5 protein-coding genes and 1 tRNA gene are annotated in these 7,759 nt (G+C 42.9%); 3 read left to right on the forward strand and 3 right to left on the reverse strand.

The genetic code is table 11. The annotated features are described in order from the left end of the window. Positions 1-34 precede the first annotated feature (34 nt). Together dnaG and H6G14_RS16960 are read left to right on the forward strand one after the other, a co-directional pair. The gene (gene dnaG / locus H6G14_RS16955) at positions 35-1,957 is read left to right on the forward strand and encodes a DNA primase (protein WP_190568513.1); all 1,923 of its coding nucleotides are present in this window, start codon (positions 35-37) and stop codon (positions 1,955-1,957) included. Between the two features lie 207 nt (positions 1,958-2,164). Continuing rightward, the gene (locus H6G14_RS16960; protein ID WP_190568514.1) at positions 2,165-2,959 is read left to right on the forward strand and encodes a peroxiredoxin-like family protein; all 795 of its coding nucleotides are present in this window, start codon (positions 2,165-2,167) and stop codon (positions 2,957-2,959) included. A gap of 19 nt (positions 2,960-2,978) precedes the next feature. On the opposite strand, the gene H6G14_RS16965 is transcribed toward H6G14_RS16960, so the two are convergent. The 3 genes from H6G14_RS16965 to topA form a co-directional block, all read right to left on the reverse strand. After that, entirely contained in the window at positions 2,979-3,530 is a 552-nt protein-coding gene (locus H6G14_RS16965) for a DUF1634 domain-containing protein (RefSeq protein WP_190568515.1), read from the reverse strand. Between the two features lies 1 nt (position 3,531). After that, a complete protein-coding gene (locus H6G14_RS16970; protein WP_190568516.1) occupies positions 3,532-4,368 on the reverse strand; it encodes a sulfite exporter TauE/SafE family protein in 837 nt (278 codons plus the stop codon). Between the two features lie 62 nt (positions 4,369-4,430). Further along, on the reverse strand, positions 4,431-6,617 hold the full coding sequence (topA, locus tag H6G14_RS16975; protein ID WP_190568517.1) for a type I DNA topoisomerase: 2,187 nt from the start codon (positions 6,615-6,617) through the stop codon (positions 4,431-4,433). A gap of 547 nt (positions 6,618-7,164) precedes the next feature. Here topA and H6G14_RS16980 point away from each other — a divergent pair. Next, positions 7,165-7,237 (forward strand) — tRNA-Ala (locus tag H6G14_RS16980). Positions 7,238-7,759: the final 522 nt, after the last annotated feature.

Here is a 7,759-nt window from a genome sequence, read left to right on the forward strand (position 1 = left end):
TAATCGCGTCTCTAACAACTAGCAACCAACCAAAATGCAAATTCCGCGCCTCCATCCAGATACGATAGATGAAGTTAAACATCGGGCTGATATTGTCGATGTGGTATCGGAATATGTGGTTTTACGCAAGCGGGGTAAAGATTTTGTCGGCTTGTGTCCTTTCCATGATGAAAAATCACCTAGTTTTACTGTCAGCCAAACTAAGCAAATGTATTATTGCTTTGGTTGTCAGGCTGGGGGAAATTCGATTAAGTTTTTGATGGAATTGGGCAAGCGATCGTTTGCTGATGTGGTGTTAGATTTAGCTAGGCGCTACCAAGTCCCAGTCCAAACCCTGGAACCAGAACAACGGCAAGAATTACAGCGTCAGATATCGTTGCGAGAACAGTTGTATGAGGTGCTGGCTTCGGCGGCGAGTTTTTATCAACACGCCCTCAGACAATCACAAGGACAAAAGGCGATGCAGTATTTACGCAGCGATCGCCAATTCCAGGAAGTAACAATCCAACAGTTCGGCTTGGGTTATGCACCCGCAGGCTGGGAAACTCTCCATCGTTATTTGGTGGAAGACAAGCATTACCCGGTGCATCTGGTAGAAAAAGCAGGTTTGATTAAACCCCGCAAGGAAGGCGCGGGATATTATGATGTGTTCCGCGATCGCCTCATGATTCCCATCCGTGATATCCAAGGACGGGTAATTGGTTTTGGTGGGAGAACGTTGACAGATGAACAGCCAAAATATTTAAATTCACCAGAAACAGAACTATTTAATAAAGGTAAAACCCTATTCGCCCTCGACCAAGCAAAGACGGGGATTTCCCAGTTTGATCAAGCAGTGGTGGTGGAAGGTTATTTTGATGCGATCGCCCTCCACGCAGCCGGCATTAATAATGCTGTGGCTTCTTTGGGTACTGCCCTGAGTTTAGAACAAGTGCGGCTCGTATTGCGCTACACCGACTCAAAACAGTTGGTACTCAACTTTGATGCAGATAAAGCCGGAACCAACGCCGCCGAACGGGCGATCGGGGAAATTGCCGATTTAGCTTACAAAGGCGAAGTGCAACTGAAAATTCTCAACATTCCCGATGGCAAAGATGCTGATGAATATCTGCGTAGCCATACACCAGCAGATTATGGACAACTATTAGCAAATGCACCATTATGGTTGAACTGGCAGATTCAGCAGATTACCAAAGACCGTGATTTAAAACAAGCGACTGATTTTCAGCAAGTTACACAGCAATTTGTCAAATTACTCAAAAATATAGTTAACGGCGATACCCGCAACTATTACGTTTCTTACTGTGCAGAAATCCTCAGCTTAGGAGACACCAGACTCATCCCCCTGCGAGTGGAAAATCTCCTCACCCAAATCACCCCAGCCACCGCCACCTATAGCAAACCCCTGTCAACCAGGACGAATAGAAGCCTTTCCCTAGTTCCTAGTCCTAATTCTCCCCTCAATGGCGATCGCAGCCTGCTAGAACTAGCCGAGGCGCTATTACTGCGGATTTACCTCCATTGTCCCGAACAGCGTCGAGTGATTATTGAAGAACTAGAAACCAGAAATTTAGAGTTTAGCCTATCCCACCATAGATTTTTGTGGCAACAAATCTTAGAGTCTCCAGGCGAACAGATTGATTTAGTTTCCCGACTACAAGATATATATTTAGAACTAGCTGAAGAACTTGGGGTAATTTCTCATCTGTTTCATCTCAATGAGAAAACCAAAAAAGAGATTATGCGGACTCCCCAAGTTGTACAAGCAGCGATCGCCTGTATGGAACGAGTATTAACAGAAAAGCGTTATCGTCACTTTCTGGAACTCTGGCAAGAAACTGACCCTGAAACTGAACCAGAAAAATGGCAATCATATTATCAGGCATTCTACACCGAAAAAATCAAGCTACAAGAACTAGACCGACAACGGCAATTTTCCCTAACAGAATTGTTGTAAATATAGCGGTTTGCAGTTAAGTTTAATACAGACCTAACCCCCAACCCCTTCCCTACAAGGGAAGAGGAGTAAGCATCAAAGCCTCTCCTTGTAGGAGAGAGGTCAGAGTGTATCGCATACAAACGAGAAGCGCTATAGATCCCATACAAAAAACAAAATGTCCGAATCCGGCTAGAATTTTACTAAAAAACTGTCCCCCCCACCTGCATGAATATTCAAGCCAGCTCTAATTCCTTAAATATTTATTCGATTTTGAGTCAAACTCAACGCTTGCGAGTTAGCGACGGAGAAGTTAAACCCGTTCTAGATAGCTGCATCTATCCTTCCAAGTTACTTGTACTAATTTGGTCACAGTTGGGGGATTTTGATAATTTAGAATATGCTTGGTGGCTACAAAGAGAAAAAGAACAAATCGCAGCCAGAGGAATTATAATTCGGGCTATTGGAATAGGCGATCGCAATTCTGGACTCAAGTTTTGCGAATATACAAATTTCCCGCAAGAATGGTTGTTTGTCGATGCAAAAGCGGAAATCCACAGTATTTTGGGTCTTTATCGCGGTTTATCGCTACAATTCCCCATACTATCAAGTTCACAAAAAGCATGGCTGAATTTAATGCTGATGTGTGCAGGAATTGGTAGTCCCGGAACTCTCAAGGAAGTTTTTCGGGGTTATAAGGGTGATAAGAAAGCACCCCAGTTAATTGCTGATGAGGAAGTTGTGAAGGGTACACCTTTACCACCAATGAAAGGTTCATTTTTCAAAGCTGCTGGCGGAACAGGCTTTCAGCGTCCTTTTGAACTAGCAACCCTGCGTCTACGAAATATGACTGAAGTTTTGAGCAACTGGAGTACTTATGTACCAAATTCATCTTATTTGACCCAGCGCGGAGGAACTTTTCTCTTTGATTCTCAAGGCACATTAATTTATGAACACCGCGATCGCGGTATCCTGGGTTTTGCAGAAAATATGAGCAATCCCTTATCTTTCTTATACGAGTAAGTAGTAATGATCTTATTTATTAATAAGCTCCTATTAGACTATAAGTTAAACTCGCCAGAACTAAAGAGGTAATAATAACGTAAATAAATTCTCGTTTTAGCAGGAAGGTAAGTAAAGATATAACAACGCGTAAAACGGGAATAGCGATTAATAATAACAACCCCAGTTGAATGATGCCACGGCGGCTACCTGATAATACTGCGTGGAATACACCAGATGGTGAACGAAACTCTGATGGTGTACCGTGAAAAATATGATAATCAGCAGGCTCAGTACCGTGATGAATTAAGTAGAGTATGCCCCCTATTAGGACAACTGCACTAGCTGTCAAAACACCATATTTTAAAAGATTGCTGAGTAAATATTCTAATTGCTGTTCAGTTGATGTTTTGACAAAATTCCTGCTAACATCAATTTCACAAATGCTAGTAATTTGTCCGACAGCGCTAATTGGTGATTCTTCTAATTTTTGGCTCTCATTCGCTTCTGGAAGCTGCACCGAGGTAACCACAACTTCACTTTCTGACTGTACTGTTGAGTTCCAGTAAATACCAGAATTATATTCATACATTTTACAGCCCTCCTATTAGACTGTTGTAGACCATCTTCAAAGCCATTACCACTAACACCAGACTGAAAATAATCCTCAAAATCTGCGTCTTCGCACCTATTAAAACTCTCGCACCCAAAAAAGCACCGGGTAATACACCCAACATTACAGGCATTGATAGACCAGGATCAATGTAACCTCTGGCTAAATAAACTCCGGCTGATGCGGCGGCTGTGACACCGATCATAAAATTGCTGGTAGTGGTGGAAACCTTGAAGGGTAGGCGCATGGCTTGATCCATTGCTAAAACTTTGAATCCTCCCGAACCAATACCCAGCAAGCCGGACAACACCCCAGCTACTAACATGATGCTAAACCCGGCTGGTACTGCGTGGACGTGATAAGGCATTAATCCATTAGTAGTAGGATAGGTGCTATTGAGTTGCAGGTAGTTGGCGATGGGGTCTGCTATATCGTCTTCTACTTGCTCAAGTCTTGGTCGTTGTGAAAGATACGCAGAATACATCAGTACGATCGCCAGGACAATAGTCAAAGCTTTGACAGATACAAATGTAGCAATCATCGCCCCAGCGATCGCCCCGATTGTGGTGGAAACTTCTAAAAACATCCCCAATCGCAGATTTGTATAGCCTTTTTTAATATAAGTAGATGCAGCCCCCAAGGATGTCGCAATTACAGATACCAGGGAAGCGCCAACAGCATATCTAATATCAACACCAAATACTGAAGTTAATAAGGGAACAATGACAACCCCACCCCCCAACCCAGTTAACGCACCTATAAAACCAGCGCTAAATGAGCCAAGCCAAACTAGCAGAGAAAATTCTAGTATATTCAAAATTTATCCCCCACGATTGGTAAAACTAGACTATCCCTATTTACGTTGAGAGGGATAGTCTTTCATTTGTTTATTTCCCCAAACTTAGGACTCCACCAACCTTTAGCAGTGTGGAAATAAGCCACATCTTGATGTTTTTTATCAGTGCGAGATGAGGGTGCAGAGCAACGCAGCATAGTTTTTTTCTGTCCATCTTTGGTGTAAGTATACTCCTCCAAAGGTTTTTTACATACTGGACAGGGGTATGCTGTCAACTGAGTAGGAAGTTTTGTTGCAGGTGAGAGATGATTCTTTTCCCCATTTTCTGCCATTTTGTCATCTTTTGTTCGGGGTGCTTGCCAAGTCTTACTAAATTCACTCCAAAATAAGACTGTGTTTTCACAACCGCTAGTGCATTTGAGGAAGTATTTTTTCTTCAGTTTACTGCTGGGAATTTTGCTGAGAAAGTTATTGCAATCAGGGCAACGAGTCCGGCTAGTATCGTATTTACGTACGGGGAAAGTTTTCGTTGGATTGGCTAAATCAACAGCAACGGTCTTGGCTTTTGCTAAAGCCGGGGCAAAATAACTTTGATTCCAAGTGGTCAAGTATATCTGCCAAGGTTGTTTACCTTCAGCGATCGCATCCAGGGCATTCTCCATTTTGGCAGTAAATTCCGCCTCTAGTAAATCCGGTAGGGCTTTTTGTAAGAAAGTATCAACTTCTAAGCCTAGATTTGTTGGATGTAAGTTGTCTTTGGTCAGTTCCACATAACCCCGTTTCTTCAGGGTGGCAATGGTGGGAGAATAAGTACTGGGACGACCAATGCCTTTACGTTCCATCAGTTGTACTAACTTGGGTTCGCTGTAGCGTGGTGGCGGTTGGGTTTGTTTCTTTTCGTGACCAGCATTTTCTAAAGTTACCATTTGCCCTTGTTGTAAGGTGGGTAAGAGGGTATCCTTGCTGAGGTTAGGCCAGTAGCGGGTGTAACCGAGAAATTCTACTACTTGCCCTCGTGCTTGCCAGAGAATTTGACCAGACTGGGTAATGACAACGGTTTTTCGTAGTTGAGCTGGACGACATTGGGAAGCGATCGCCCGTTTCCAAATCATTACATACAAGTTAAACTCATCTGTGGATAGTTCTATTCGCAACTGGGCGGAAGGACGAAACACATCAGTGGGGCGAATCGCTTCGTGTCCTTGTTGGGCTGTCTTACTACTGCGATGTCTTGCAACCTGCTTTGGCACATTCTGGGGGTCATTTTGTTCCAACCACTGACGCGCACTTTCACAAAACTCTGGACTCAACATTACCGAGTCTGTCCGCATATATGTAATCAACCCAGCCTCATACAACTTTTGGGCTAACTGCATCGTCTTCTCTGGCGCAAACTTCAACTTAGAACCAGCCGCTTGTTGCAAGGTGGAAGTAATAAAAGGTGGGGGTGGTTGACGGTTGGCAACTTTTCCCTCATACTGCACGATTTGGTGGGGATGACGGCGTGCTTCTTCTACTAAACGATTAGCTTCTGCTTCCGCCAGTACGCGGGTAGATTCAGGCGCAGTCGTGCTATTTCCCGCCGCATCATCATGAATTTCTACTTCTGCTTCTGGAGAGTCTGAGCGAGTGTTGACTGCACCTTTATAGAAAGCGCGGAAACCTTCAACATAATCAACCCAAACACTCCAATAATCTTGAGGTACAAAGCTTTGAATTTCTCTCTCCCGTTGACAAATTAGGTGGAGTGTAGAACTCTGCACTCTCCCCACACTCTTAGCCCCATTATTTAACGCCCAAACCAGAGGACTACCCTTATACCCTACCAACTTATCCAAACAATCTCGACACAATCCCGCCCCGACTAAATTTAAGTCCAGTTTGCGCGGATGAGCGATCGCACTCTGTACCGCCGAGGCTGTAATCTCTGTATAGACAACTCTTTTCGGTTCTCTCAATCCCAAAACTTCCTTGAGATGCCAAGCAATGGTTTCTCCTTCCCTATCCGGGTCAGTCGCTAACACAACTTCACTCACCTGCTTCGCTGCACTCTTTAACTGCTGGATAGTTTCTTTTGAGCGTTGGTCACGCGGTACGTAGTGACACTGCACACTACTACCATCCATGCTGAACCCCAAAGCATCCTCACCCTCATCACTCAGTTCCCGAATGTGTCCACAAGAAGCACGGACAATCCACTCAGAACCCAAAATCTGACTGAGCTTTTTCACTTTACCCGGAGATTCAACCACTAGCAGGCGTTTCGGCATAAACAATTCCAAGTTCAAAAGTAAGGAAAGCACATATCACAAGGGTTTCTGAGAAATCGATCTATTGCTGAATTTTGGAGAATTGATATGATTTGTTTTTTTGTACTAGACAACCCTAAAGTATAGTACAATTTAGTATCTGTGTACTATACGAAATATTGCATAGATGACAATAATAAGAAACAAAATCAACCACTATTTCAGCATTTAGCTCGTTAATTAAGTTAAAACAGGCATTAACCTTACCTGGCTTTTGGTAAATGTTTTAGGGAACAGCAAAAATAAAATTACTCTACTCTCACGCCCCATATAGCAATAACCTAATGCGCGCCTAAATTGCATAACTACTAATAAAGACGTTTAACTGTCAACAGCCATCACGATGAATTGTGTAACTTAAAAGCAGAGTAGCTGATCATCACCCCACATTCTCACACAACTTAATATATATGTCTTGACTTAAGTTACATAAACCTGCATACTAGTAAAGCGAAATAATCTTGTATATCACTAAAAATTTTAAAAAATCTTAGTGAATCAAAATTATGGGGTTATAGCTCAGTTGGTAGAGCGCTGCAATGGCATTGCAGAGGCCAGCGGTTCGAACCCGCTTAGCTCCATTTATACATTAAATATTTATTGTTAGTTTTTGTGACTTTACCCATAACTTTGCCGCAACGGCAAGCTTATGCTTCCACTAAAAGTTGCCAAGAAACAACTTATGCTTGTCAATTGTCGCACAAAAAATCAGTTAGTAAAAAGGAAAGAAGAATCAAAGATAGCTATAAATACAATAAGTATTTTTGCTTAAACGAAGTTAGCTATATACTCACTTACCTAACTGGCATAGCATTTATTGCAATGCCAAACGAACTTTCGGATATCTTAAGTATCCTGGCATAGTCATTTGTTCTGATACACGTTTTTCCGAGGGATATATTCCCTGATTGCGAAGCTTCTGAGTGATATGTCGAATTTCTTCACAATACTCTTCTATATTTTGCTCCAATGTTGCTTTCTTGCCGTTGAGGTATCGAGCCGAGATGCGCGACGTGAAAGTTGTGCGTAGAGGCAGTAGCCTATTTTACTGAGGAGCCGTCTCCTCCTGAAGTTCCCTCCCTTCAGTCCCCACATAAAAGGGT

Source organism: Nostoc parmelioides FACHB-3921, assembly GCF_014696625.1.
GTDB lineage: Bacteria > Cyanobacteriota > Cyanobacteriia > Cyanobacteriales > Nostocaceae > Trichormus > Trichormus parmelioides.